We start from the raw sequence: 23,397 nt of genomic DNA, 5'->3' as shown, positions 1-23,397 counted from the left end.
TGCGGATCGATTAGACCATCGTTATTTGCTTCTTCAACTATCTGAAACCGCGAGCACCGGTGTGCGGACGACATCGGGCTGCCGGGCCTCGCGGCGCTCGATCCAGCTCAGCGCCGGTGTCGTCATCAGCGTGGTGACCAGTGCGACGAGGACCAGCACGGTGAACAGGGCCGGGCTCACGATGCCCGCCTCCAGCCCGACGTTCAGCGCGATGAGCTGCATCAGGCCGCGGGCGTTCATCAGCGCGCCGACCCGCAGCGCGACGCCCGACGGCTCGCCCCGGAGCCGGGCCGCCGCCCAGCAGGCACCGAACTTGCCGGCGATCGCCGCCGTCACGCAGGCCAGCGCGAACAACAGCACCGGCGGCGAACCGAGCAGGCCGAACTCCGTACGCAGGCCCGAGTAGGTGAAGAACAGCGGCAGGAACAGCGTCGCGGCGACCGGGGTGAGCGTGTCCACCACCTTGTCGGTGTTGTCGGTGCGGGGCATCACCACGCCGACCGCGAACGCGCCGAAGACCGCGTACAACCCGATCTCGTCGGTGTACCAGGCGACCAGGAACAGCAGCGCGACGGTGCCGAGCAGCCGGGCGCGGTCGTTGAGGGCACGGTGGGTCATCAGCGTGGCAGCGGCCGTACGTCCGCCGAACCAGAGCACCAGCCCGAACAGGACCGCTCCGCCCGCGGTGACGATCGCGGGACCGGCCCGGCCGGACGCGACAGCCAGCACGGCGGCCAGCATGATCCAGGCGACCACGTCGTCGATCGCGCCGCTGGCCAGGGCAAGGGTGCCGTGCCGGGTGCCGGCGTGCCCTTTCTCGGTGATGATCCGGGCCAGCATCGGGAACGCGGTGATGGCCAGCGCGACGCCGACGAACGCGGCCGAGACCCCGAGTGACGTCCCGTCGGCCCGGATCGGCACGGCGCCCGCCGTCACCAGCACCAGCAGCACCCCGAGCAGGAGCGGCGCGGTGACCCCGGCCAGGGAGACCACTCCGGCGGTGCCGGCCAGCCCGGTGACCCGGTGGGCGCTGAACGCGTACCCGGCCTGGAACATGAACAGCACCAAGCCGACCTGACCCACGACGTAGAGGATCGGAAGCAGGGGGGCCGGGAACAGGGCGTTCTGCACGTCCGGCAGGAGGAGCCCGAGCAGCGACGGGCCGAGGAGGACGCCGGCGAGCATCTCGCTGACCACGGCGGGCTGGCCCGCCTTGCCGAGCAGCCAGGCGACCCCTTTGCAGAAGATCAGGATCACCGTGACCGCGATGAAGAAGCGTGGTGCCAGCTCCGTTGGTGTCATCGGACAGCCCTCTCGAAGTAGTCGGTGCACAACCGCTGCCGGCGGGCGTCGACCACCATCCAGGTGCCGAACACCAGTTGCCGGAGGCTGCGGCCCACGTCGGCCCACCGGTCCCGCGACCGCATCGCGGCCAGCCGCAGCCGCCCCGGGCCGGTGAGCCCGGCCGGTGTCAGATACGCCGGGCCCCGGCTCGGCAGGGACCGGGTGTGTGAGGCCGACGAGGTCAGGAGGTACCGGCGCAGCACCTCACGGGTCGCGGCGCGCATCATCACCGGCGCCACGCCGCGGGCCGGGCAGGCCCGGTTGGCGGTGACGCCGTACGGGATGAAGTGCGCGTCGCCGCGCTTGAGCGTCAACCACCGGTCCGGGTCGAACCGGTCGTCGGCGGCGGCTCCGCCGCGGTGGAACGCCAGGTAGTTGAAGAGCAGTACCGTCCCGGTGGGCAGGGACACGCCGGTGGGCAGCGTGATCGGCGCCGACGTGATCCGGTGCGCGACGCCGAAGAGCGGATGCACCCGCAGCGTCTCGTCGACCACCCGGTCCAGCGCCTCGTCGTCGTCGAGTCCCCGCTGCAGGTCGGGACGGGTGGCGAGGGCGAGCAGCACGTGCGCCATCGCCTCGGACATTTGCACCACGGCGGTGTTGAAGAAGGCGCCCTGGAGATACCAGGCCGTCTCCTGTGTGGTGAACGGCGGCGGCAGCGTCACCGGGCAGGTCCCCGCCTCGATCCGGTCTTGCAGATACGCGGTCAGCCGCTCGCGCCGCCGCATGTGCCGCAGGCCGGTGCACTTCAGCCCGTTCACCACGTCCTCGGCGTTGGCGACGATCAGCGCCCGCGCGTCCGCCGGGCACGTCTCGCCGAAGACGAGTTCGTAGTAGACCTCGGCCCAGACCGGCATCATCAGATCGCGCAGCCGGACGTGGCTGGTCCGGTCGGCCGGCAGCCGGTCGAGCGCCCGCCGGGTGGCGGCGGTCGCGAGGTCGTCGCAGCGCCGGCGGCGTACCGCGAGCACCCGCCGGGTCGTCGCGGCGACGGTCCGGTAGCGCTCGCCCGGCTCCAGGTGCTCCTGGTGCATGTGCGGTCCGGGCGCCAGCCAGTACCAGAACAGGTCGGACAGCCCGGCGCCCCGGCTGCGCCCGTCCGCCGCCGGATCGGCGTACACCCGCTCGAAGTGCTCCATGCCGACGGTGGGACCGGGCACCGGTACGCCCTCGACGCCGTTGACGGTGACGAACACCCACTCCCGCAGCCGGACCACCGTGCGGGGCAGCCAGTACGGCAGGGTCCACGCCACGCCGACCCCCGCCAGGACGATCAGAGCGCTCATCCGTACGCCACCGTGGCGACCAGATCCCCGCGCAGGTCGGCCGGCCCGGTGGCACCGGCCAGCGCCAGCGCCCGGTCGAGGTCGGCGCGCAGCAGGTCCAGCACGTGGCGTACCCCGGCGGCGCCGCCCACCGCGAGGCCCCACAGCACCGGACGGCCGACGAGCACCGCCGTCGCCCCGAGCGCCAGCGCCACCAGGACGTCGGTCCCCCGGCGGACGCCGCCGTCCAGCAGCACCGGCAGCCGCCCGCCCACCGCCTCCACCACGGCGGGCAACGCGTCCAGGGTGGCCAGCGCCCCGTCGAGCTGCCGGCCTCCGTGGTTGGAGACCAGCAGACCGTCGACGCCGTACGAGACGGCGAGCGCCGCGTCCGCCGGATGCAACACCCCCTTCAGCAGGATCGGCAGCGTGGTGACCTCGCGCAGCCAGGCGATCCGGTCCCAGTCCAGCCCCGCGTCCATCCCGATGTCCCGCACCCGGCCGCTCGCGTCGCGCATGTTCTCGCAGACCAGGCCGGGCGGCAGGTCGGCGAAACCGTGCCGCAGATCGCGTTCCCGCCGCCCGAACACGGGCGAGTCGACGGTGACGACCAGGGCGGTGCAGCCGGCCATCTCCGCCCGCCGCACGACCGACGCGGTGAAGTCGAGGTCCGCCTGCGGGTAGAGCTGGAACCAGAGCGGCCCGCCTTCGGCGGCGATCTCCTCGACCCGCCGGGTGGCCGCCATGCTGACCACCATGATCGTGCCCGCCTCGGTGGCGGCGCGTGCGGTGGCCACCTCGCCCTCCGGGTGGGCCAGCCGGTGGAACGCGGTCGGCGCGATCAGCACCGGCATCGAGATCCGCGTGCCGAGCAGCGAGATCCGCAGGTCGCGGTGGCCCGCGCCGCGCAGGACGCGGGGCACCACGTAGCGCCGGGTGAAGGCGGCCTCGTTGGCGCGTACCGTGCGTTCCTCGCCCGCTCCACCGGAGTAGAAGTCCCAGTACACCGGGTCCAGGCGGCCCCGCGCGTCGGCTGCCAGCTCGGCCAGGTTCAGCGCCGGGCCGTCCAGCGCCGTGCCCTCCGACGGGCGCATCTCAGCTCTCTACTCGGCTCAGGCAGCAGTCGACGAACGCGACCAGCGGTGCCACGTGCGTCTCCGGCCGGTCCCATCGGTTCTCCAGGTTCTCCGCCAGGTGGTGGGTGGCGACGACCTGGCCCGCCCGGTGGTGGCGGACGACCGGATGCAGGTAGGCGGCGTCGTGGGCCTGGCCGGGTACGTCCTGGGCGACCCGGCTGACGGTGATGTCGAACGGGTCCACCCGGTCGTGGTCGGGGCCGTACTCGAGGGTGACGACGAAGGCGTCCGTGTAGTCGTGGTCAGGGGTACGCAGGCCGGTGCGGGTGAAGTACTCGACCGGCACCTCGTCGTGGTAACGCGCGTCGGATCCGGCCACCGTGACCACGTCGCCGAGGAAGCCGAACTGCTGCCACAGGGCGGAGGTGCGGTTGACCCGCGCGACGACAGCGCCGGCGATCGACTCGCCGGTGGCGTCCAGCTTCTCCGCCGGCCACGGCGTGTCGCCGTACCGCCGTTCCAGGATCCGGTGCAGCGCCCGTACGGCGTACCGGAAGCCGTGGATGAAGCCGCTTGTCGAACGCTTGAAGTCCCGTTCCTGGCTGATCGTGCCGGCGAAGTACAGGCCGGGGACGTTCACCGACTCCCACTCCGGGGTCTGCGCCGGAAAGCGGTCCCTGATCGCGAGCGCCGGACGGCAGGTGTCGTCGAAGACGGACGCGTCGAAGGCGAACCCGGTGCAGGCGAGCACCCGGTCGTACCACAGCTCCTTGACCACCTCGTCGGCGCGGGAGAACGAGAACGTCACCTTGTATCCGGTGCCGTCGCGCTCGATGCGCTTGACGTCGCCGTCGAGGATCGCGTTCGCCGACTTCAGCTGGTAGGTGTCCAGGAAGTTGTTGTTCACCGCGCGCAGGTGCCCCACGTAGTGGGTGCGCCAGGCCATCCGCACCGAACTCGGGCCGGCGACGTGGATCAGCGTGGTGGTCTCCATCAGGCTGTCCGCGGTCTCGAACGCGGAGTTCCCCTTGCCGATGATCAGCACCTTCTGGTCGAGGTAGTCGCGCGGGTCGACGGACATCTCCGCGTACTGCTCGGCCAGTTCCAGCCCGGGGATCTCCGGCCGGTACGGCCGGGAGACGCCGGTGGCGACGATCAGCCGGCGCGCCCGGAAGACCTCCTCCCCCGCCCGGACCTCGAACACCCCGTCGACCTTGCCGACCGACGTCACGCGGCAGCCGTACCGGACCCGTACCCCCGTCTTCGCGGCGAAGTCCGCCAGGTAGCGGACCATCACGTCGGCGTCGGGGAAGTACCGCTCGGTGTAGCCGGTGAACCGCAGCGCCGGGTCGTCGCTGAGCAGCGAGTTCCAGTCCAGCCGCAGGTTCAGCTCCGGGTCGTCCGAGCCGGTGTGCGGCTTGTTGATGGAGATCAGTTGCCGGTGGCGGGGAAAGGTGGCGAAGAACGCCCCCGGAATATCCGCCTGTTCCAGGACCAGATAGTCGCGTCTGCCGTCGGCCTCCAGCAGAGCCGCGAGTTGCAGGCCCGCCGGTCCGGCCCCGACGATCAGGTAGTCAAGCGTCATGTGCGTCCACCCTCAGGAAAGAGAAACGGAGAAATCCGCGATCACGTCGGCCGCGCGCCGCACGTCACCGTCCAGCGGCCGGTCCGGGTCGACCGGCGGTACGACCGCCGCCAGCGCCGCCAGCGCCTCGGCGCAGCCGGAGGCGGTCGGCGTACGCGCACCCACGTACGCGGCCTGGCGCAGCCCCAGCGCGAGCGACCCGACGACGAGGTGCAGCAGCCGGGCCTGGTCCAGGGCCCGCAGCGCGGCCTGGGTGCCGAGCGGGACGACGTCCTGGTTGTGCAGGTTGGTCGGCACGCTCTGCATGCTCGCGGGCATGGTGTCCCGCCGGATCTCGGTGATCAGCGCGGTCGCCGCCAGCTGCACCCCCTGGAGCCCGTGCTGCTGTCCCGGGCCGGCGGCCAGCATCGGCGGCAGGCCGCCGTTGCGGTTCGGGTCGACGAGCAGGTCGAGTTGCCGTTCGGCGAGGTTGCCGACCTGCGCCACGACCATCGACAGCACATCGGCGGCGAACGCGGCCGGCTGGCCGAAGAAGTTGCCGCCGTGCACCACGAGGTCGTCGTCGGGAAAGAACAGCGGGTTGTCGGTGACGCTCGCGAGGTCGGCCGCGACGACGGCGTCGACGTAGCGCAGGGCGTCCTCGGCCGCGCCGAGCAGTTGGGGCGTGCACCGGATGCTGTACGGCTCCTGCAGCGGGCGCGCGCCGGACGCGACGAGGCCGTCGCTGACCCGTCGCATCCGCGCGCCCACGTCGATCGCGCCCGGATGGCCGTACGCGCCCAGCAGCCGGGCGTCGAGGAACTGCGTGTCGCTGCCGAGCAGGTCGGCGAGCAGGCAGGTGAGCACCTGGACCGCCCGGTGCGCGGCGCGGACCGCGTCCAGCGCCAGCGCTGTCGCCGCGGTGGTCAGCGACGTCCCGTTGACCAGGGCGAGGGCGTCCCGGCCGTCCAACGGCAGCGGTTCCAGGCCGGCCAGCTTCAACGCCTCGCCGGCCGGCATCCGCGTCCCGTCCAGATAGGCGTGGCCGCGGCCCCGTAACGCCTGGGCGGCCGCGCCCAGCGGGATCAGGTCGCCACTGGCACCGACCGAACCCAGCCGGGGCATCGCGGGGACGAACGTGGTCGCGAGCATCGCCGCGAGGGCGTCGATCACGTGCGGGGAGACTCCCGACGCGCCGCGGGCCAGCGACCCGGCCCGCAGCAGCAGGGTCGCGCGTACCACCTCCGGACCGAGGTCCGCGCCCTGCCCCGCGCCGAGGTGGGCGAGCGTGTTGTCGGCCTGGTCGCGCAGGTCGGCGCGGCCCGCGTACCCGACCAGGGCGCCGAAGCCGGTGGTGGCGCCGTACACCGCGCGGTCGTCACCGAGCACCGCGGACAGGAAGGTGCGGGCGGCCGTGACCCGGTCCCGGACCCGCGGTCCGATCACGACTTTGACCGGGTCACGGGCGGCGCGCAGATCGGCGATCCGCAGTGGGACATCGAGGTCCACCTCTGTCGTCATGCGATCGCACCCTAGAGACGAATTCTCAGAACGCTCTGAGATCGAGTCGCTACGTTGCGGCGCATGACGCTCGACTATCTGATCATCGGAGCCGGACCGGCCGGGCTGCAGCTCGCTCACCTGCTCGATCGCGACGGCCGCGACTATCTGGTCCTGGAGGCCGGCCCGTCGCCGGGCACGTTCTTCGCCACCTATCCCCGGCACCGGAAGCTCATCTCGATCAACAAGGTCTGGACCGGCTCCGACGATCCGGAGTTCAACCTGCGCGCGGACTGGAACTCGCTGCTCACGGACGATCCGGCGCTGCTGTTCAAGAACTACAGCCGGCGCTACTTCCCGGACGCCGCGGACCTGGTGCGCTACCTCGCCGACGCCGCCCGCGGCCTGCGGATCAGGTACGACACCCGGGTCTCCCGGGTCGCGCGCGACGGTGACCTGTTCACCGTCCACGCCGGAGACGACACCCTCACCGCCCGCCGGGTGGTCGTCGCCACCGGCGTGTCCCAGCTGTACGTGCCGCCGATCGAGGGCGCCGAGTTCGCCGAGCGGTACGACACCGTCAGCGTCGACCCGGACGACTTCACCGACCAGCGTGTCCTCATCATCGGCAAGGGCAACTCCGCCTTCGAGACCGCTGACGCGCTCGTCGAGACGGCAGCTGTCATCCACGTCGCCGGCCCGCACTCGATCAAGCTGGCGTGGCAGTCGCACTACGTCGGGCACCTGCGCGCGGTGAACAACAACTTCCTCGACACGTACCAGCTCAAGTCGCAGAACGCGGTCCTCGACGGCACCGTGGAGCGGATCGCCCGGCGCGACGACGGCGGCTTCCGGATCGACTTCCGGTACGCCCGCACCGTCGAGGCGATCCGGCAGATCGACTACGACCGGGTCATCCTCTGCACCGGGTTCCGGTTCGACGCCACCATCTTCGACCCGTCCGCCCGGCCCCGGCTCGTCATCAACGACCGCTTCCCCGAGCAGACCTCGGCGTACGAGTCGGTGAACGTACCAGGCCTCTACTTCGCCGGCACGCTCACCCAGCAGCGCGACTTCAAGCGCTCGACGAACGGGTTCATCCACGGCTTCCGGTACGGCGTGCGCGCCCTGCACCGGATCCTCGACGCCCGCCACCACGGCACGCCGTGGCCGGCCCGGTCGCTGGAGGTCACCCCGGAGGCGATCGCCGACGCGATCATCGAGCGGATCAACCGCACGTCGGCGCTGTGGCAGCAGTTCGCCGTCCTCGGCGACGTCGTCGTCGTCTCCGGTGACACCGCGCGCTACCACGAGGAGGTACCCGTCGCGTACGTGCACGACGGCGGCCTGGGTCCGGAGCTGTTCGCGTTCGTGGTCACCCTCGAGTACGGGCCGGACCACGACCAGGTCGACCCGTTCGACATCACGGTGCCGCGGATCGCCGAGAACGACGCCGCGCACGCGCACGACGCCAGCTACCTGCACCCGGTCGTCCGGGTCCACCGCGGCGGCCGGGTCGTCGCGGCGCACCACCTCGCGGAGAACCTGGAGAACCACTGGAATCTGCCGGACGTGCACCACCAGCCGCTCGTGCTCTTCGTCAAGGGCGTCCTCTCCGATGCCGGCTGAGGTCTGGCCGCAGCCCGTGCTGGACCTGCTCGCCGCCGGTGACGACCGGCCGGTGTTCGAGGACGGCGACCGGAGGGTCACCACGGCCCAGATGTACCGGCTGGTCCGGCGCATCGCCGCCGGGCTCCGGGCCGCCGGGGCCGGCCCCGGTGTCGGGGTGGCCCTGCGACTCGGCGTCACCGCGGAGGCGTTCGCGACGATCATCGCGGCGTTCGCCGTCGGCGCCCGGGTCTCCGGGGTCCGCCCCGACCTGAGCCCGGCCCACCGCGGCTGGCAGCTCGGCGAGAACACGCTGTTGATCGACGACGCCCGGGTCGCCGAACTGGCACGAACGCCCGACGACGGAGGCCCGCTCATCGCCGCCGGCCGTCCGGACGACGTCGCCCGGATCATCTGGACCAGTGGCAGCACCGGCAGCCCGAAGGGCTGCGCGCAGACGTACGCGGCGATGAGCGCCGCCTGGGCGCCGTACCCGGATCGCTGGCCGCCGGCCATCGCGGACCTCGCCACCCGGCTCCAGCGTTATCTCGTCTTCGGTTCGCTGAGCAGCCAGGTGATGCTGGAGTACGGCATCCTCACCCTGGCCGCGGGCGGCACGCTGGTCGCGGCCCGGCCCCCGGGTTTCCCCGGCATGATCGCCCGGCACCGGGCCACCGCGAGCGTGATCACCGTGGGCAAGCTGTACCAGCTCGTGCGGGACCAGCGCGCCCACCCGGTCGACCTGAGCAGCCTGCGGGCCCTGCTGGTCTCCGGCTCTCCGCTCGCGCCGGGCCGGCTCGCCGAGGCGCTCGACGTGCTCGGCCCGGTGGTCTTCCACGGCTACGGCCAGACCGAGACCGGCATGATCACGATGGTGACGCCGGCCGAGATGCTGGCGTCCCCGGCCGCGCTCGCCTCGGTCGGCCGGCCTCCCCCGGTGACCGCGCTGTCCATCCGGGACGCCGACGGCCGTCCTGCCACCGAGGGCGAGCTGTTCGTGCGCACACCGGCGCAGGCCGCCGCGTACTGGAACGATCCGGCCGAGAGCGCCGAGGTGTTCGCCGACGGCTGGGTCCGCACCCGGGACCTGGCCCGGCGCGACGGCGACGGCTACCTGCACCTGCTCGGCCGGATCCGGGACGTCATCATCGTGCACGCCAACCTGGTGTACGCGGGCCCGATCGAGCGGGTCCTCGCCGCCGATCCCACAGTCGCCGAGGCGTACGTGGTCGGCCGTCCCGACGACGCGACCGGGGAGGCGGTGCACGCGTACGTGGTGCCGGCCGCCGGTCACACACCGGATGCCGGACGGCTGCGCGCCCTGGTAGCCGAGGCGCTGGGAGAGGCGTCGGTCCCGCGGACGATCCGGTGGATCGACCGGGTGCCGGTGGGACCGAGCGGAAAGCCGGACAAGCGCGCCCTGGAACGCGCGCCGATCCGGTGAACCACCGGTGGCCTACCATCCGTGCATGGCCGTACTCGACGAGGCAGCGCAGCGTACCCGCACCCGGCTGCGGGGCACCGCCGTCGGATTCGCCGCCCTGTGGTCCGTCGCCCTCACCGCGTTCGCGGGCGTCACCGTCGTGACCGGGGCGCGGAACAGGGATTACCTGCTGCAGTACGGCAGCGACGCGGGCGATCGGTTCGGGACCAACGTCGTGGTGTTGCTGTCGTGGCTCGGCATCGTCGCCACTGTCGGCCTCGCCACGTGGGTCACCGCGCTGCTCGTGCTGGCGCGCACCCCCGACATGCACAAGGTGCTGCGTACCCGGGTCCGGGTGGCATCGACGGTGGTGCTCGTCGGCACGCCGGTGGTCACCGTCGCCGCGCTCGTCCTCGCGTACACGCTGATCGTGCCGTGGATCTACGCGGGAGTGCAGGCCTGAGGCCCAGGGCTTCCCACGCCCCCGGAAGCATTTCCCCGACGCGGTAGGCGGCGCAGCACACCCGGTCGGCCGCGCGCTCTACTACCAACCGCTAGTAGTTCCCTTAGGATGGCGACCGCATCAGGTCGGGGCGATGGGCGCCGGCTCCACGGCGAAGGGATCAGCGGTGCCATTCCCGCGGCGTCATCGGTTTACGGCGCGCGGCGCGGCGCGATGGCTGCTGCTCGTGTGGCTGGCGTGCTGTCCCGCCATGTTCGTGGTGCTCGGATTCGCCTCGCCCGCCGCCGCGCACTTCAAGCTGCTCAAGGCCGTGCCGGCGGACGGCGCGCGCGTGGACGGCGCGGTCGGGAGATCCGGCTGACGTTCAGCGCCCCCGGCACGCCCACCGGGGCCGGCTTCCGGCTCTCCCGCGACGGTACGGCCGTGCCGGCGACCAGTCACACCCCCGACGGGGGCCGCACGTGGCTGGTCCACCCCGCCGCCGCGTTGACCGACGGGAAGTTCACGCTGCGCTGGACCGTGGCCGCCCCGGACGCCCACCCGCTGACCGGAACGGTCACGTTCACGGTGGTCCCGGACGCCGCGGCACCCGGCGCCACCGCCACCCCTCGCCCCACCACCGGTTCCCACGGGCACGCCGGTCACGGCGCACCAGCGGTTCCCTCGGCGTCGCCGCCGGCCCACTCCGGCGGGCACGCGGTGGGTCACACCGCCGACGCCGACCAGGGTCCGGTGCGGTTCGTCGGCACGGCGGGGCGCTGGCTGTCCTACGGGGCGATCCTGCTCGGTGTGGGTGGCCTCGTCTTCGCGCTGACCACACTCGTGGGTACGCGCAGCGACATCCGGCTGGTCCAGGTCTGGGTCCGCGTCGCCGGGCTGACCGTGGTGGCCGGCGTACTGCTCGAACTGGCGGCGCTGGCGGCCGTGTTCGGCGGGGGCGGTCTCGCCTCGGCGGTCAGCGTGCAGGCGCTGACCGCGCTCGGCCGTACGCCGGTGGCCGCCGGACTGGGTCTGCGGATCGCCGGCGCGGCCGGGCTGCTCGTGGCAGGTTCCCTGGAGGCAGCGCTGATCCGGGGCCGGCACGCGGTCGGGCGGCACGCCTTGGTGACGGTCGCCGCGATCCCCACCGCCCCTCGCCCTCTTGTCGTGCCGCCCGCCGCTGAGATGAGCGGCGACGAGGTCCAGCGGGTACGCGCGCGAGCGGTCCGGCCGGTGCTCCTCGGCGTCACGGTGGCGCTGCTGCTCGGTTCGTTCCTGTTCGACGGGCACACCGTCACCGCCGGGCCACGGGCGATCGTCGTGGCCGCGGACGTGGCGCACACCGTCGCCGCGGCGGTGTGGGTCGGCGGCGTTCTGCTCCTGGCGGCGCTGCTGCTGGGACGTGCGCGCCTCGGTGTGCCGACGGGCGCCGCCGAGATGGCGGTGCGGTTCTCCGTTCCGGCCACCGCGGCGGTGACGCTCACGGGCTTCGCCGGTGCCGCATTGACGCTGGCGATCCTGGACCGGCCCGGTCAACTGGTGAGCACCGGATGGGGACGGGTGCTCCTGGTCAAGGTCGCGTTGGTGGCGGTCGTCGCCGTCGTCGGGCTCTACAACAGCAGACGGGTGGTGCCCCGGCTGGACGACCCCACCCCGGAGGGCATGCGTCGCCTGCGCCGCACGGTGCTGGCGGAGGCGGTGCTGATGGTCGCCGTCCTGCTGGTCACCGCGATCCTGGTCAACACCGGCATGTAGTCGGATCCGCCGCCGGGGCGTCCCGAGGTCTACAGGCAGAACAGGATGCCGGTGACCACGCCGGCGCCCAGGGGTGCCGCCAGGGCGGTCGAGGCGAGCAGCGCGCGGGCGACCAGGTTGCGGCGGTGCGGGCGGCGTCCCTGGAGGCGCTGCAGCCGGATGGCCACGTCGGCGCCGGCCATCGACAGCGCGGACGGCGGGCGCGGCGCGCCGGCGAAGGTGAGCAGCGCGTCGCGAACGGCGGTCGGGCCGCATTCGCGGACGGCGGCGGCGTCGGCGCGCAGTTCGACGAGCAGGCGCACTGCCGCGGGCGCCTGGCGGGTCAGGGGCAGCCACGGCACGGCGGCGGCGAGCCCTTCCACGGCGGCCACCAGGAGATGGTGACGCTCCCGCAGGTGTGCCCGCTCGTGGCTGAGCACCGCGGCGAGTTGGTCCGCCGGCAGGTCACCGGCGGCGCTGGCCAGGACCGTCAGCCCGCCGGACCCGCCGAGGCTGTAGGCCATCGGGGTCGGGTGCGGGATCCACAGCACCGGCGCCTCGCCGCGCTCCGAGGGACCGCCGGCGAGCGTCAGCAGGTCGGCGTGGGCGCGGCGAGCACGGTGGGCACGCATCGCCCGGCGGGTGCACGTCACCGTGAACCGGGCGAGCACGACCAGCAGGAACAGCGCTCCGGTCGCCCCGACGATCTCGTCGACCGCGGGCGGCCGGGTGGGTTGCGCCCAGTGCCAGCAGATGCGGGCGAGGTCGTGCAGCGCCCACTGCCGGGTGCTGCCGGGGGCGAGGAGCATCACGGTGGCGAGGACGAAGGTACCGGTCACCGCGACGATCAGGCCGAGCCAGCCGAGCAGCATCGCGACGGGGTCGGCGACGCGCCGGAAGCACAGCCGCAACGCGGCGGGGCCACACCAGGCGACGACCGCCGCGCCCGTGACGAGGGCGAGCGCGAGGCTCACGCCTCGGACTCCCGCTCGTCGAGGACCTGCCGCAGGATGTGCAGCTCGCGGTCGGAGGCGGACCGGGCGAAGTGCAGGAGCACCAGGTCGGGGTGGGTGCTCGTCTCGACGACCCGGCGCAGTGTCCGCGCGATGATCTCCTCGCGGGTGCCGGCGGCCCGGTAGCGGTAGGCCTTGCCGTCCTTCTCGCGTACGGCCCAGCCCTTGCGGTGCAGGTTGTCCAGCACGGTGAGCACCGTCGTGTACGCCAGGACCCGGTCGGTGGTCACCGCGTCGAGGACGTCACGCACGAGCACGGGCTCGGGGGCACGCCACAGGACCTCCATCACCGACGATTCGAGTCTGCCCAGTTCCGCCACGTGCTCTCCCTTCGTGCCGGTCAGGGTACGTCAGGTGTCGTGGCGATGCGGCCGGTCCCGACGCCGGGACCGGCCGCACCCGGCCGTCTACAGGCGGTCGAGGATCTTCTGCAGGGTCTGCACCTCGGCGGCCTGGTCCGAGGCGATTCTGGCGGCCAGCGCCTTGGCCTCGGGGTTGCTCCCGTCGGCCTGCTCGGTCCTGGCCATGTCGATGGCGCCCTTGTGGTGGGCGATCATCATCTCGGCGAACATCTTGTCGAACGCGGGGCCCTTCGCCGCGGCGAGGTCCTTCATCTGCTGCTCGGACATCATGCCGGGCATCCCCGCGTCCATCCCCGGCATGCCGTGCCCGGGCGTGGCGCTCATGCCGGGCATGCTGTGGTCGCTGGGCAGGTCCGTGGGCTTACCCCAAGCCGTGAGCCACCCCTTCATGGTGGCGATCTCCGGATCCTGCGCCGCCTTGATCTTTGCGGCCAGGTCCTTCAGTTCGGGGTCGCTCACGCGCGTCGAGGCCAGGTCGGCCATCGTCACCGCCTGCTGGTGGTGCGGGATCATCATCTGGGCGAACATCACGTCCGCGTCGTTGACCGTGGCGTCGGCCGAGGCCGAGGTACCCGCCGCGGAACTGCTGCCGGTGCCGTGCGTCATGCCGCCGGTGTCGTCCGCGCCACCGCAGGCGGCGGTGGCGAGCAGGGCGGACAGGGCGACGCCCGCGAGGGCGGCGCGGCGCAGGATGGTCGGTTTCATCAGTACGTGGTCCTTGTCGTGAGGTGTGCCGGAACGGAGTCGTCGGGTCCGGGCGAGACGCCGGACCGGGCTCTCCTCACGTGCGCAGGACCGTGACGGCTCGCAGCACCAGCCCGATGGGCGGGCGGGGTGGACCCCGGTCCGGGCCGGGTCCGCGTGACCGAGGACCGGTCGGCGTGCCGGTGCCGCGGCGGGGCCGCCACAGCAGGGACAGGGCGCCGAGGACGAGGGCGCCGCCCAGCACCGCCAGGCACACGGTGAACACGTGCGTCCCGTCGCGGTGCCCGGCCGGGCCGTCGTCACCGTGTGCGGCGTCGGGCGCGGCGGCGATCTCGCGGCCGACGTCGGCCGCGTGGCCGGCGTGTACGGCGCTGGCGTGGGCGGCGTCGGGTCCGGCCGGGTGGCCGAAGGTGTGCATGCCGAACACCCCGAACGTCACGGCGACGAACAGCGCCAGCCGCAGCAGCGGGTGAGCGCGTCCCATCCCATCCCCTCCGCACGTCCGGCCCGGCGCGTGGCGTCCGCCCCGACACCAGCGTCTACTAAAGGCGCATAGTAGATGGGATATCACGGCGGCCGGGCACGGGGAGGGCGAACGCGCCCGACGCGCCGCCCGGGAACACCTACGTGACGCGGTAGGCGGTGTAGCGCACCCGGTCGGCCTCACGGATCGCCGACGCCACGAAGACGCTCTGCTCCAGGACCGCCAACGCAGGCACCGACGTCTCCAGTCGTACGCCCAGCCGGAAGTAGTACTCGGCGGGGTCGACGGCGTCGCCGCGCAGCAGGGCTTCGAGGACCTCCGGGCGGCCGCTGCGGACGCCGAACGTCCGGAGGTAGACGTGACCGCCGTCTGCGGTGCGGGCCGAGTAGCGGGTGTCGATCTCGATCGCGCCGTCGGGACGAACCAGTTGCCAGTCGGCACCGCCGGGAAGGATGTCGGCCTCTAACAGGCCGGTGACCCGGCCGCCGACAACGGGCACCACGCGGCGGTGGCCCGCGCGGGTCACCCCGTGGTCCTCCAGCACGCCGAGCCGGACCTCCACCTCGAACGCGGCCTCCAGACCGGGAACCGGCGGGGCGCTCACCGGGCCCCACCCGGCTGCTCGGCGCGGCGGACGGCGCGTCGGCGCGTACTCATGGGGTGTCCTTGGTCTGCGCGAGGGCGTCGCGGAGGCGTTCCAGCGCGGGCACCGCGGCGGCGAGGGCCGCGCGGTCCTCCGCCGGCAGGGTGGCCGCGGCGCGGGCGACCAGCTCTCCGCTCGCCAGGTCGAAGCGGTCGAACAGGTCGAGGGCCTTCGGGGTGGCGAGGACGTCGACGTGGCGGTGGTTGCCGGGACGGGGGCGGCGCTCGACGAGACCGTTGCCCTCCATCGTGGTCAGGAGGTTGCTGACCGTCGAGCGGCTCAGCCGGAGTCGTTCGGCCAGCTCGCCGGGGCCGGACACGGTGCCCCGGGGCAAAGCCCGCACGATCTCGATCTGCGCGTCCGGGATCTCCGGCAGGTGCTCGGCGGCCCGGGCGGCGGCGAGCAGCGTGCGGCGCAGCGGTGAGATCACCGACGCCAGGCGCGCCGCGTCCAGCTCGGGCGGTTCCGGGCCGGTCACGGCAGGACGCCCGAGAAGACCGTCGGCGTCAGGGAGGCCCGTGCGTTGAGGTCGGCGGGCAGGAAGCCGGCCGCCTTCTTGTACCCGGTGGCGATCTCGGTCAGCTCCTCCGGTCCGATGACGTCGTGGATGTGGTCGAACCCGTCCGGCGCGCGCTCGCGGGCGAGCACCATCACCTGTTCCGGGCCCTGCCGCCGGTTGCTCAGCACGAGCGCGGTGGTCGCCGGCCGCCGGTCCGCCTCGTAGGCGTCGAGCGCCGCCCGCACCGTCGGCGCGGTGGCGAGGTGGAAGGCGAGGGTACGCGCGTCGAGGATCGCCTGCGACGCCCCGTTGGAGCCGTTGGGATACATCGGGTGTGCCGCGTCCCCGAGCAGCGTCGTGTTCCCGTGGGTCCACGTGTCGATCGGATCGCGGTCCACCATGGGGTATTCGAGGATCTCGTCGGCGGCGGCCAGCAGTTGCGGCACGTCGAGCCAGGGGAAGCGCCAGTCGGCGAAGAGGGCCACGACCGGCGCGGGGTCGACCGCCCGGTTCCAGTCCGCGTTGGGCCCGGCGAAACCGGGGCCGCGCCGCTCGGCGACCACATTGATCAGGCCGGCGCCGATCGGGTACGCGACGAACTTCTGTTCCGCGTCCCCCGCCATGATCATGGTCCGTCCGTCCAGGAATCCGGGTGCCCGCGCCGTCCCCCGCCACAGCGTCAGCCCGTTCCAGAGTGGCGCTCCCTCGCCGGGATGATGCTGCCGGCGCAGCTCGGAGTGGATGCCGTCCGCTCCGACGATCAGGTCACCCGCGACGCCCACCTCCCCGGCTGCCGTCTCGAAGCGCGCGACGCCGTCCCGGATGCCGGCGAACCGGTGCCCGGTGCGCACCGCGTCGGCCCCGAGCCGTTCCCGCACCGCGGCGAGCAGTTCCATCTGGAACCGGCCGCGGTGCACGGAAAGCTGCGGCCAGCGATATCCGGCGTCCCGTCCGCGCGGTTCGCTCCAGATCTGCTGACCGTACCGGTTGTAGTAGGCAAGGGTTCCGGGCGCGGCACCCAGCCTTTCCACGCGTTCGCCGAGGCCCAATTCGGTCAACTCCCGGACGGCGTGCGGAAGCAGATTGATCCCGACGCCGAGTGGGCGCAGCGCGGCGGCGCGCTCGTAGACGGCGATGTCACGGAAGCCGGCTTGATGCAGGCTGAGCGCGGTGGTCAGGCCACCGATACCAGCGCCCACGATCACGATCGCCAAGTCGTCGCTCCCTTCGCCACCGTGCCACCAACCGCACAGTTTGGTCACAAAATCGTCACGCGTCAAGACCTATTCGCATCGACGTCGGGCCGCTCCGCGCGCAATGCGATTCGCTTATCAGAATTCTTGACAATCAATCGCCTCTGCATGAGTCTGATCGACGCGGTCGGATGGTTAACCTCTCTTCGCCGCCACCACTCCTCCGGATGCACCAGCGCTTCGCACGGAAGGGCTCGTCCATGAAGAAGGTCACCGCCCTCGCTGTTCTCGCCGGCGTCGCGATCGCCCTGACCGGCTGTACGGACTCCGACGCCACCGATCCGTCTCCCGGGTCCAGCGGCGACCTGCGGAAGGTCCGCGTGGCGGCGCTGCCGATCAGCGAGACCGCCGCGCTGTGGGGCGGCATCAAGGCGGGCATCTTCCGGGAGCAGGGGCTCGACGTGGAGGTGGTGCCCGCGCAGGGTGGCGCCCAGGCCATCCCGGCGTTGATCAACGGCGACATCGACTTCGCCATCGGTCAGCCGTTCGGCCCGTTCCGTGCCGACCTGCAGAACCTCGGTGTGGTGATCATCGGGAACTACGCGTCGTCCTATGCCGACGGTGACGACATCAACGCCGTGGTGGCGTCGGGGAAGTCCGGCATCACCCGGCCGGCCCAGCTCGCAGGGCGCAAGGTATCGGTGAACAGCCTGGGCGCGGCCGGCGACGTCACGATCATGGCGGCGGTCGAGAAGGACGGCGGCGATCCCACCAAAATCAAGTTCGTCGAGGTGGCCTTCCCGGACGCGCCGGCCCAGCTCGCCGCCGGCAACATCGACGCCGCCTGGGTGACCGAGCCGTTCATCACCCAGATGCGCAAGCGCGGTGACGTCCTCGTGGTCGCCCCGTACCAGGCCGCCGTCCCCGGGCTCACCACCCTGACGACAATCACGTCGAGCAAGCTGAAGGACTCCGACGCCTCCCTGGTCGCGGACTTCTCGGCGGCGATGAAGAAGACGCTCACCTGGGCCAAGGATCCGGCGAACGAGAAGGACCTCCGCCAGGCCATCAAGGACAACCTGGAGCTTCCGGAACCTGTGGCGGACTCCGTCCGGCTCCCCGCATTCGGATGGGAGCTCGACCGGGCCGGCCTGGAACAACTGGCGACGCTCGCCCAGAAGTACCGCGTCCTCGACCGGCGACCCGACTTCGACCGCCTCATCCAGCAGCAGTAGCCCGCCGATGCGCAAGATCCTGCTGGGTGCCGTGGGCCTGCTGGGGTTCCTCGTCGTCTGGCAACTGATCCCGACGCTGGGACTGGTCGACCCGCACGACCTGCCGTACGCCACCGACGTGTTCGGCCGGCTGGTCCAGGAGGTCCGTGACCTGGCGTTCTGGCGGCGGCTGCGGCTCACCATGACGTCGTGGGCGATCGGCCTGGCGCTGGCCACGCTCGCGGCTGTGGCACTGGGGACCGTGGTCGGGATGGTGCCGTTCCTGCGTCGCGCCACGCACACGACAGTCGAGTTCCTGCGACCGGTGCCGTCGGTCGCGCTGATCCCCCTCGCCGTGCTGATGTTCGGCCTGCAGATGCGCGCCGCACTCGTCATCATCGTCTACGCGGCGTTCTGGCAGGTGTTCGTGCAGGTGATCTACGGTGTCGCCGACGTCGACACCGTCGCCCGGGACACCGCGCGAAGCTTCGGCCTCACCCGCGCCGAGCGCCTGCGCTATCTGGTCCTGCCGACCGCGCTGCCGTACCTGATGACCGGCCTGCGCCTCGGCGCGGCTGTCGCTCTCATCCTGGCCGTCACCGCGGAGATGGTGATCGGGAATCCCGGCCTGGGGCGTTCGATCGAGCTCTCCCGCTCCTCCGGGGACGCCGTCGGCCTGTACGGCCTCGTCGTGGTCACCGGGCTCCTCGGCCTGCTGGTGAACGTGGTGTTCCGTTTCGTCGAACGCCGCTCGCTGGCCTGGCACCAGTCGGTGCTCGGGGACGAGGCGGCCCGGTGACCGCCCTCGGCGCGGGCCGGGCCCGTCCCCGCGACCTGGGCGTCAGGGTCGCCGAGAACGTCCTGTCGGCGGTCGGGTTGCCCGTCCTGCTCGTGGGGCTCTGGGCCGTCTGGTCCACCCGGTCGACGAACCGGTTCCTCGTCGGCCCCCGCGCGCTCCTCGACGCGTTCCGGCAGACCTGGATCGGCCCGGCGTTCGTCGAGGACGTCCTGCCGAGCCTGTACCGGCTCATGATCGGTCTGCTCGCGTCGATCCTCCTCGGCGTCGCCGCCGGCGTCGTCATCGGCCGGTTCCGCCCGCTCCGCGAGATCCTCGAGCCACTGCTGGAGTTCTTCCGCGCGATTCCGCCGCCCGTGCTGATCCCGGTCGCGATGCTCCTGCTCGGCATCACCGACACCATGAAGGTGGTCGTCATCACCTCCGGCGCGATCTGGCCGATCCTGCTGAACACGATCGAAGGCGTACGGGCGACCGACAGCGTGATGACCGAGACCGCGTACTCGTTCCGGATCTCCCGGTGGGACCGGCTGTGGCGGCTGATCCTCCCGTCGGCGAGTCCGCGCATCATGACCGGCGTACGGCAGGCGCTCTCGGTGGCCCTGATCCTCATGGTGATCTCGGAGATGTTCGCGTCGTCGGCCGGCCTCGGTTACCGGATCGCCTACTTCCAGCGGAACTACCTCATCGCGGAGATGTGGAGCGGCATCCTCCTGCTCGGCCTCATCGGCGTCGTCCTCGCCGTGGTCTTCGGTGTCGTCGAACGCCGTGTCCTGCGCTGGTACCACGGAATGAAGGAGGTCACCCGTGCCTGACGGAAGCCCGCTGCTGCGGGTCGAGCACCTGCGGAAGGTCTACGCCTCCGGCCGGGGCGAAGTCGAGGCGATCGGGGACCTCAGCTTCACCATGGACCCGGGTGAGCTGCTGTGCGTCGTCGGTCCCTCGGGCTGCGGGAAGACCACCCTCCTGAAGTGTCTCGCCGGGCTGCTCCGGCCCACCAGCGGCCTCGTCGAGATGGAGGGATCGCCGGTGACGGGCCCGAGTCCGGCGATGGCGGTGGTCTTCCAGGAGTACGGCCGCAGCCTCTACCCGTGGCTGACGGTCCGCGGCAACGTGGAGCTTCCGCTGCGCCACAAGAAGCTCTCCCGCGCCGAACGTGCCCGGATGGTCGACGACGCCCTCCAGGCGGTCGGGCTGCCGGAGTCGGCGCGCAGCCACCCGTGGCAGCTGTCCGGCGGGATGCAGCAGCGGGTGGCGATCGCCCGCGCCATCGCGTACCAGCCGGAAGTGCTGATCATGGACGAGCCGTTCGCCGCGGTGGACGCGCAGACCCGCGCGGACCTGGAGGATCTCGTCCGCGAACTGCACCTGACCCGCGGGATCTCCACCGTGTTTGTGACGCACGACATCGACGAGTCGGTGTACCTGGGCCAGCGCGTGCTCGTCCTGTCGAACTCGCCGACCCGGGTGCAGGAGGACCTGGCGATCGACCTCCCGCGGGAACGCGACCAGCTCACCACCCGGGCCCTGCCCCGGTTCACCGAACTGCGGACCCACGTCTACGAGCAGATCCAGCGGGCCAAGCGCGAGCCCGGTCGCGGCGCCGCACCCGGCGCCGTGACCGCACCTCGCCGGCCCCGGCAACGGGTCACGTAGCCACCGGCACACCCGCGTGGCGGACGCTTGTGTTCCGGTCCGCCGACGGCACCTGGGTGTGGGGCTTCCACCTCCGGCCGGACGGCGCGGGCACCCGGCTCATCAGCCGTAACCGGATCTCGTAGGCGGCACGCCCGGGGCCGGGCCGGGTACCGCCTGGTGGTGGACCCGGGCAGCCTGGTCATGGAGGGTCGGAGGCTGCTGGGCATCGAGCAACGCGCGGGAGGTACGCCGTGAACGTGCTCGCCCGAAGCGCGGCGGCGGTCGCAGCCGAGGGCCGAAGGTCCTTCGACTTGCGGCCTGCGGCCCCCCGCGGCAGATCCCGTTTGGTCCTAACCTGAGTCCGGACAGGACGAGATCAGTGAAAGGAAGCACGGTGACCACGGTCGAATCCGAACTCCGTACGCTCGCCGAACTCGACGACACCGAACTCGCCGGTCTGGACGCGTGGTGGCGGGCGAACAACTACCTGACCATCGGGCAGATCTACCTGCAGGGCAATCCGCTGCTGCGCGAGCCCCTGGCGGCCGAGCACATCAAGCCGCGTCTGCTCGGCCACTGGGGAACCAGCCCCGGTCTGTCCCTGATCTACGCGCACGTGTCCCGGCTCATCCGCCGCACCGGCCAGCAGGCGATCTACCTGGCCGGTCCCGGTCACGGCGGCCCGGCGCTGGTGGCCGCCGGCTACCTGGAGGGCACCTACAGCGAGATCTACCCGGCGGTCAGCCAGGACGAGGCCGGGATGCTGCGCCTGTTCCGGCAGTTCTCCAGCCCGGGTGGCATCCCGTCGCACGTGTCGGTGACCACCCCCGGCTCCATTCACGAGGGCGGTGAGCTGGGCTACGTCCTGGTCCACGCGTTCGGCGCGGTCATGGACAACCCGGACCTGCTGGCCATCGCGGTGGTGGGCGACGGTGAGGCCGAGACCGGGCCCCTGGAGGGTTCCTGGAAGGGCGTGTCCTTCCTCAACCCCGGACGCGACGGCGCGGTCCTGCCGATCCTGCACCTCAACGACGCCAAGATCTCCGGTCCCACGGTGCTGGGGCGCAAGGACCCCGAGGAGGTCCGCCACCTCCTGCGTGGCCACGGTTACGACGTCATCGAGGTCGAGGGCTCCGACCTGCCCGGCATGCACCACCGCTTCGCCGCCGCCCTCGCCACCGCCTGGACGAGGATCCGCGACATCCAGACCGCCGCCCGTGACGGTTCCTGGGACGGAACCCGCCCGACCTGGCCGCTGATCATCCTGCGGTCGCCCAAGGGCTGGACCGGCCCGGACACCGTCGACGGGGTCACCGTCACCGGGACGTGGCGGTCGCACCAGGTGCCGCTGTCCGGCGTCAAGGACAACCCGGAGCACCTCGCGCTGCTGGAGCGCTGGCTCAGGTCGTACGGTCCCGAGGAGCTGTTCGATTCCACCGGTGCGCCGGTGGCGCTGATCCGGGACCAGGCCCCCGACGGTGACCTGCGGATGAGCGCCAGCCCGCACGCCAACGGCGGCCTGCTGACCCGGGACCTGGACCTGCCGGACTTCCGTTCCTACGCGATCGAGGTGCCCCGGCCGGCCCAGCAGCGGGCCGAGTCGACGCGCAAGCTGGGCGAGATGATCCGCGACATCTACACGCGCAACGCCGACCGGTTCCGGTTGTTCTGTCCGGACGAAACCAACAGCAACCGCCTCGGCAGCGTCTTCGACGTCTCCGACCGCGCCTTCATGGAGCGGGTGACACCGGAGGACGTGGCGATCAGCCGCGACGGCCGGGTCATGGAGGTGCTCAGCGAGCACAACTGCCACGGCTGGCTGGAGGGCTACAACCTGACCGGCCGGCACGGCATGTTCGCCACCTACGAGGCATTCGCCATGGTCAGCGCCTCCCAGACGGTGCAGCACGGCAAGTGGTTGCAGGAGGCGAAGCACCTGCCGTGGCGCGCGAAGGTGCCGAGCCTCAACGTGCTGCTCACCTCGACGGCATGGCGCAACGACCACAACGGCTTCTCCCACCAGGGGCCGGGCCTGATCCAGGTGGTGCTCACCCAGCGGGGCGACGTCGCCCGGGTCTACCTGCCGCCGGACGCCAACACCCTGCTGTCGGTGGCCGACCACTGCTTCCGGTCGCGGTCGTACATCAACCTGATCGTCATCGACAAGCAGCCGCAGCTGCAGTACCTCTCCATGGACGAGGCGATCGAACACTGCGCCCGCGGCGCGGGAATCTGGGAGTGGGCCGGCACCGACGACGGCACCAGCGACCCCGACATCGTCCTTGCCTGCGCCGGTGACGTCGTCACCATGGAGACCGTCGCGGCGGCACAGATCCTGCGGGACCGGCTGCCCGGTCTGAAGGTGCGCGTGGTCAACGTCGTCAATCTGATGACGCTGGTCCGGCCGAAGGACCACCCGCACGGCATGAGCGAGACCCTGTTCACCGAGCTGTTCACCGACGACGTGGACGTAGTCTTCTCGTTCCACGGCTACCCGGGCGCGATCCACCAGCTCGTCCACGGCCGCCCGGACGCGGACCGGTTCCGCGTGCGCGGCTTCATCGAGCAGGGCACGACCACCACCCCGTTCGACATGACGGTGCGCAACAAGGCGTCGCGCTACCACCTCGTGATGGACGCCATCAACAACGCCAAGCGTCTCCCGCGCGGCGCGGCGGACCTCAAGGCGTGGTGCCGCAGTCAGCTCGACCGCCACGAGACGTACGTGGTGGAACACCTGGAGGACATGCCCGAGGTCCGCGACTGGGCCCTGGGCGACTGGGCCGCACGCGGCTGAGGTCTACCGGTACGAGTCGGTGGCGCCGGTACGTCGGCGCCACCGTCTTCGCCTCGGACGGGCGGTCGCGGTCGTCACCGTGGCCACATGTCCGCGC

Annotated in this window: 22 protein-coding genes; 10 read left to right on the top strand and 12 right to left on the bottom strand. The window is 72.0% G+C overall.

Features of this window, described 5'->3' with window-relative positions; translation table 11 throughout:
- Positions 1-33 precede the first annotated feature (33 nt).
- Genes ACQP26_RS12675 through ACQP26_RS12655 form a run of 5 tightly spaced genes read right to left on the bottom strand, consistent with a single transcriptional unit; the run spans position 34 to position 6,770 of the window.
- A complete protein-coding gene (locus ACQP26_RS12675) occupies positions 34-1,302 on the bottom strand; it encodes a cation:proton antiporter (RefSeq protein WP_433495814.1) in 1,269 nt (422 codons plus the stop codon).
- Positions 1,299-2,630, bottom strand: coding sequence for a cytochrome P450 (locus ACQP26_RS12670; RefSeq protein ID WP_433495813.1), 1,332 nt, complete (start codon positions 2,628-2,630; stop codon positions 1,299-1,301). The genes ACQP26_RS12675 and ACQP26_RS12670 overlap by 4 nt, the downstream gene beginning before the upstream one ends.
- The gene (locus tag ACQP26_RS12665; protein ID WP_433495812.1) at positions 2,627-3,703 is read right to left on the bottom strand and encodes an alpha-hydroxy acid oxidase; all 1,077 of its coding nucleotides are present in this window, start codon (positions 3,701-3,703) and stop codon (positions 2,627-2,629) included. The genes ACQP26_RS12670 and ACQP26_RS12665 overlap by 4 nt, the downstream gene beginning before the upstream one ends.
- Position 3,704: 1 nt before the next feature.
- On the bottom strand, positions 3,705-5,270 hold the full coding sequence (locus ACQP26_RS12660) for an NAD(P)-binding domain-containing protein (RefSeq protein ID WP_433495811.1): 1,566 nt from the start codon (positions 5,268-5,270) through the stop codon (positions 3,705-3,707).
- A gap of 12 nt (positions 5,271-5,282) precedes the next feature.
- Positions 5,283-6,770, bottom strand: coding sequence for an aromatic amino acid ammonia-lyase (locus ACQP26_RS12655; protein ID WP_433495810.1), 1,488 nt, complete (start codon positions 6,768-6,770; stop codon positions 5,283-5,285).
- A gap of 63 nt (positions 6,771-6,833) precedes the next feature.
- Here ACQP26_RS12655 and ACQP26_RS12650 point away from each other — a divergent pair, with 63 nt between their 5' ends.
- The 5 genes from ACQP26_RS12650 (at position 6,834) to ACQP26_RS12630 (ending at position 11,977) form a co-directional block, all read left to right on the top strand.
- Complete coding sequence (locus tag ACQP26_RS12650) at positions 6,834-8,378, top strand: NAD(P)-binding domain-containing protein (protein WP_433495809.1); 1,545 nt, start codon at positions 6,834-6,836, stop codon at positions 8,376-8,378.
- The gene (locus ACQP26_RS12645; protein ID WP_433495808.1) at positions 8,368-9,801 is read left to right on the top strand and encodes a class I adenylate-forming enzyme family protein; all 1,434 of its coding nucleotides are present in this window, start codon (positions 8,368-8,370) and stop codon (positions 9,799-9,801) included. Before ACQP26_RS12650 ends, ACQP26_RS12645 begins: the two co-directional genes overlap by 11 nt.
- Positions 9,802-9,826: 25 nt before the next feature.
- The gene (locus ACQP26_RS12640; protein ID WP_433495807.1) at positions 9,827-10,243 is read left to right on the top strand and encodes a hypothetical protein; all 417 of its coding nucleotides are present in this window, start codon (positions 9,827-9,829) and stop codon (positions 10,241-10,243) included.
- 166 nt (positions 10,244-10,409) lie between these two features.
- Positions 10,410-10,604, top strand: coding sequence for a hypothetical protein (locus ACQP26_RS12635; protein WP_433496239.1), 195 nt, complete (start codon positions 10,410-10,412; stop codon positions 10,602-10,604).
- Positions 10,511-11,977 (top strand): CopD family protein, encoded by a 1,467-nt coding sequence (locus tag ACQP26_RS12630; RefSeq protein ID WP_433496133.1) that lies wholly within the window; start codon positions 10,511-10,513, stop codon positions 11,975-11,977. The genes ACQP26_RS12635 and ACQP26_RS12630 overlap by 94 nt, the downstream gene beginning before the upstream one ends.
- 29 nt (positions 11,978-12,006) lie before the next feature.
- On the opposite strand, the gene ACQP26_RS12625 is transcribed toward ACQP26_RS12630, so the two are convergent.
- The 7 genes from ACQP26_RS12625 to ACQP26_RS12595 form a co-directional block, all read right to left on the bottom strand.
- A complete protein-coding gene (locus tag ACQP26_RS12625) occupies positions 12,007-12,930 on the bottom strand; it encodes a M56 family metallopeptidase (protein WP_269706801.1) in 924 nt (307 codons plus the stop codon).
- Positions 12,927-13,289, bottom strand: a complete 363-nt coding sequence (locus tag ACQP26_RS12620; RefSeq protein WP_269706802.1) for a BlaI/MecI/CopY family transcriptional regulator — start codon at positions 13,287-13,289, stop codon at positions 12,927-12,929. The genes ACQP26_RS12625 and ACQP26_RS12620 overlap by 4 nt, the downstream gene beginning before the upstream one ends.
- Positions 13,290-13,376: 87 nt before the next feature.
- Complete coding sequence (locus tag ACQP26_RS12615; protein WP_269706803.1) at positions 13,377-14,036, bottom strand: DUF305 domain-containing protein; 660 nt, start codon at positions 14,034-14,036, stop codon at positions 13,377-13,379.
- Positions 14,037-14,112: 76 nt separating this feature from the next.
- Entirely contained in the window at positions 14,113-14,520 is a 408-nt protein-coding gene (locus tag ACQP26_RS12610) for a DUF6153 family protein (protein WP_269706804.1), read from the bottom strand.
- A gap of 139 nt (positions 14,521-14,659) precedes the next feature.
- Positions 14,660-15,124: a DUF3237 family protein gene (locus tag ACQP26_RS12605; RefSeq protein WP_281578191.1), complete on the bottom strand. Its 465-nt coding sequence runs from the start codon at positions 15,122-15,124 to the stop codon at positions 14,660-14,662.
- Between the two features lie 49 nt (positions 15,125-15,173).
- Positions 15,174-15,641 (bottom strand): MarR family winged helix-turn-helix transcriptional regulator, encoded by a 468-nt coding sequence (locus ACQP26_RS12600; protein WP_269706806.1) that lies wholly within the window; start codon positions 15,639-15,641, stop codon positions 15,174-15,176.
- Positions 15,638-16,867, bottom strand: coding sequence for a flavin-dependent oxidoreductase (locus ACQP26_RS12595; RefSeq protein WP_281580012.1), 1,230 nt, complete (start codon positions 16,865-16,867; stop codon positions 15,638-15,640). Before ACQP26_RS12595 ends, ACQP26_RS12600 begins: the two co-directional genes overlap by 4 nt.
- 248 nt (positions 16,868-17,115) lie before the next feature.
- Between ACQP26_RS12595 and ACQP26_RS12590 the strand changes: the two genes are divergently transcribed.
- From ACQP26_RS12590 to ACQP26_RS12570, 5 genes are all read left to right on the top strand, one after another.
- A complete protein-coding gene (locus ACQP26_RS12590; RefSeq protein WP_281578192.1) occupies positions 17,116-18,090 on the top strand; it encodes an ABC transporter substrate-binding protein in 975 nt (324 codons plus the stop codon).
- A gap of 7 nt (positions 18,091-18,097) precedes the next feature.
- Complete coding sequence (locus tag ACQP26_RS12585; protein WP_269706808.1) at positions 18,098-18,868, top strand: ABC transporter permease; 771 nt, start codon at positions 18,098-18,100, stop codon at positions 18,866-18,868.
- The gene (locus tag ACQP26_RS12580) at positions 18,865-19,680 is read left to right on the top strand and encodes an ABC transporter permease (RefSeq protein WP_433495806.1); all 816 of its coding nucleotides are present in this window, start codon (positions 18,865-18,867) and stop codon (positions 19,678-19,680) included. The genes ACQP26_RS12585 and ACQP26_RS12580 overlap by 4 nt, the downstream gene beginning before the upstream one ends.
- The gene (locus tag ACQP26_RS12575) at positions 19,673-20,521 is read left to right on the top strand and encodes an ABC transporter ATP-binding protein (protein WP_281578193.1); all 849 of its coding nucleotides are present in this window, start codon (positions 19,673-19,675) and stop codon (positions 20,519-20,521) included. The genes ACQP26_RS12580 and ACQP26_RS12575 overlap by 8 nt, the downstream gene beginning before the upstream one ends.
- 376 nt (positions 20,522-20,897) lie before the next feature.
- Positions 20,898-23,300 carry a phosphoketolase family protein gene (locus ACQP26_RS12570; RefSeq protein ID WP_433495805.1) on the top strand — a complete coding sequence of 801 codons (2,403 nt, stop codon included), beginning with the start codon at positions 20,898-20,900 and terminating at the stop codon, positions 23,298-23,300.
- Positions 23,301-23,397 lie beyond the last annotated feature (97 nt).

The sequence above is a fragment of the Micromonospora sp. CA-248089 genome (assembly GCF_050948515.1).
Lineage (GTDB): Bacteria > Actinomycetota > Actinomycetes > Mycobacteriales > Micromonosporaceae > Micromonospora.
Note: the sequence above shows the minus strand (reverse complement) of the source record. Positions and strands in the feature narration are given on the sequence as shown.

Coding starts and splice junctions, on each gene's coding strand:
- ACQP26_RS12675 (WP_433495814.1), bottom strand. CDS start 1,302: ATGACACCAACGGAGCTGGCACCACGCTTCTTCATCGCGGTCACGGTG.
- ACQP26_RS12670 (WP_433495813.1), bottom strand. CDS start 2,630: ATGAGCGCTCTGATCGTCCTGGCGGGGGTCGGCGTGGCGTGGACCCTG.
- ACQP26_RS12665 (WP_433495812.1), bottom strand. CDS start 3,703: ATGCGCCCGTCGGAGGGCACGGCGCTGGACGGCCCGGCGCTGAACCTG.
- ACQP26_RS12660 (WP_433495811.1), bottom strand. CDS start 5,270: ATGACGCTTGACTACCTGATCGTCGGGGCCGGACCGGCGGGCCTGCAA.
- ACQP26_RS12655 (WP_433495810.1), bottom strand. CDS start 6,770: ATGACGACAGAGGTGGACCTCGATGTCCCACTGCGGATCGCCGATCTG.
- ACQP26_RS12650 (WP_433495809.1), top strand. CDS start 6,834: ATGACGCTCGACTATCTGATCATCGGAGCCGGACCGGCCGGGCTGCAG.
- ACQP26_RS12645 (WP_433495808.1), top strand. CDS start 8,368: ATGCCGGCTGAGGTCTGGCCGCAGCCCGTGCTGGACCTGCTCGCCGCC.
- ACQP26_RS12640 (WP_433495807.1), top strand. CDS start 9,827: ATGGCCGTACTCGACGAGGCAGCGCAGCGTACCCGCACCCGGCTGCGG.
- ACQP26_RS12615 (WP_269706803.1), bottom strand. CDS start 14,036: ATGAAACCGACCATCCTGCGCCGCGCCGCCCTCGCGGGCGTCGCCCTG.
- ACQP26_RS12610 (WP_269706804.1), bottom strand. CDS start 14,520: ATGGGACGCGCTCACCCGCTGCTGCGGCTGGCGCTGTTCGTCGCCGTG.
- ACQP26_RS12590 (WP_281578192.1), top strand. CDS start 17,116: ATGAAGAAGGTCACCGCCCTCGCTGTTCTCGCCGGCGTCGCGATCGCC.
- ACQP26_RS12585 (WP_269706808.1), top strand. CDS start 18,098: ATGCGCAAGATCCTGCTGGGTGCCGTGGGCCTGCTGGGGTTCCTCGTC.